Genomic DNA, 557 nt, shown 5'->3' with positions numbered 1-557 from the left:
AAAATCGGTTCTGCTTGTGATAAGCGTTTGTTGTCCAGATGAACCAGCGCTCGGCCGTAATCAAATGACGGCATGATGTCCGCTGAAGCTTTCTTTTGAGTACGCTCAAACCAACCTAGTGCGGCTTGTCCGTCGATACCGGCATATCGCGCCACAATGCGTGCGCGCGCCAAATGGTAATCGATAGAAGGTGCAATGCGCATTGGGGGATAGGCTTGTGCACGTTGACGGCTATCTGCTACACGGTCTTCTGGTAAAGGGTGAGTCAGTAGCATTGGTGGCGGTTTGCTCGCGTAGCGGTATTCATCGGCTAAACGGCCAAAGAAACGCGGCATTGCTTGCACATCAAATCCTGCTTTCGCCAAGGTTGCGATACCGAAGCGGTCGGCTTCTTTCTCGTTTGAGCGAGTATAGTTGATTTGGCTTTGCATGTTGCCTGCTGTTGCGGCGGTAATCGCTGCCATGCCTGCTTCTGGTGAAGCAATCGAAAGTAATAATGCACCAGCAAGCGCAGCTAAAGTAGCTGGAGAGCGTCTTGCCTGGTCTTCCATACTGCG

The 557-nt window shown here is 52.1% G+C and carries 1 protein-coding gene; it reads right to left on the bottom strand.

The features are described 5' to 3' along the window. Window positions 1-557, bottom strand: a 557-nt coding sequence (locus tag R8N49_RS29480; protein WP_318190743.1) for a M48 family metalloprotease, incomplete at both ends; no start/stop codon positions are given.

This window comes from Vibrio sp. 1978 (genome assembly GCF_033344345.1).
The sequence above is the reverse complement of the archived record's forward strand: the minus strand, read 5'-3'. Positions and strand labels throughout refer to the sequence as shown.